This is a genomic window from Martinezella lusitana (assembly GCF_010668395.1).
Classification (GTDB): domain Bacteria; phylum Pseudomonadota; class Alphaproteobacteria; order Rhizobiales; family Rhizobiaceae; genus Rhizobium; species Rhizobium lusitanum_A.
Map to the genome: position 1 here is coordinate 1 of NZ_WUEY01000061.1, position 1,598 is coordinate 1,598.

Here is a 1,598-nt window from a genome sequence, read left to right on the forward strand (position 1 = left end):
ATGACTGACGCGATCGAGTTGCCGGAGCGGGAGAGCATGGAATTCGACGTCGTGATTGTGGGTGCGGGTCCTGCGGGCCTGTCGGCTGCGATCCGGCTGAAGCAGATCAATGCGGATCTGACAGTCGTGGTGCTCGAGAAGGGGGCGGAGGTCGGCGCGCATATTCTGTCGGGCGCCGTCGTCGATCCGATCGGCATCGACCGCCTGCTGCCGGACTGGCGCGACGAGGAGGATCACCCGTTCAAGACCAAGGTGACCTCGGATCACTTCCTGTTCCTCGGGCCTGCCGGCTCCGTCCGCCTGCCGAACGTCCTCATGCCGCCGCTGATGAACAATCACGGCAACTATATCGTCTCGCTCGGCAATGTCTGTCGCTGGCTGGCCGAAAAGGCCGAGGCGCTCGGCGTCGAGATCTATCCCGGCTTTGCCGCGAGCGAAGTGCTCTACAATGACGAGGGCGCCGTCATCGGTGTCGCCACCGGCGACATGGGCATCGAGAAGACCGGCGAGCCCGGCCCGAACTACACGCGCGGCATGGCGCTGCTCGGCAAGTATGTGCTGATCGGCGAGGGCGTGCGCGGCTCGCTTGCCAAGCAGCTGATCGCCCGGTTCGATCTGGCGCGCGACAGCGACGTGCCGAAGTTCGGCATCGGCATCAAGGAGCTCTGGGAGGTCAAGCGCGAGAACCACAAGAAGGGCCTCGTGCAGCACTCCTTCGGCTGGCCGTTGGGCATGAAGACGGGCGGCGGCTCGTTCCTCTATCATCTGGAGGACAATCTGGTCGCCGTCGGCTTCGTCGTGCACCTCAACTACAAGAACCCCTATCTCTATCCCTTCGAGGAGTTCCAGCGCTTCAAGACGCACCCGGCGATCCGCGGCACGTTCGAGGGCGGCAAGCGCCTCTCCTATGGCGCCCGCGCCATCACCGAGGGCGGATATCAGTCGGTGCCGAAGCTGACCTTCCCGGGCGGCGCGCTGATCGGCTGCTCGGCCGGCTTCGTCAACGTTCCCCGCATCAAGGGCAGCCACAATGCGGTGCTGTCGGGCATGCTGGCGGCCGACAGGATCGCCGAGGCGATCGCCGCCGGCCGCGGCAATGACGAGGTGATCGAGATCGAGAACGAATGGCGCCAGAGTGACATCGGCAAGGACCTGAAGCGCGTCAGAAACGTCAAGCCGCTGTGGTCGCGGTTCGGCACGGCGGTCGGCGTGGCGCTCGGCGGCCTCGACATGTGGACGAACCAGCTGTTCGGCTTTTCCTTCTTCGGCACGCTGAAGCACGGCAAGACCGATGCGCAGAGCCTGGAGCCTGCCGCCCGGCATCAGAAGATCGACTATCCGAAGCCGGATGGCGTGCTGACCTTCGACCGCCTGTCCTCGGTGTTCCTGTCGAACACCAACCACGAAGAAGACCAGCCGGTGCATCTGCATGTCAGGGACATGGCGCTGCAGGTCTCGTCGGAGCACGATGTCTTTGCCGGCCCGTCGACGCGCTACTGTCCGGCCGGCGTCTACGAATGGGTAGAGAAGGACGGCAAGGAGACCTACGTCATCAACGCCCAGAACTGCGTCCACTGCAAGACCTGCGACATCAAGGA

The 1,598-nt window shown here is 64.4% G+C and carries 1 protein-coding gene; it reads left to right on the plus strand.

All coding sequences use genetic code 11. The features are described from left to right. The coding region (locus GR212_RS36495) for an electron transfer flavoprotein-ubiquinone oxidoreductase (RefSeq protein WP_163994991.1) at positions 1-1,598 on the plus strand (1,598 nt) is incomplete at both ends.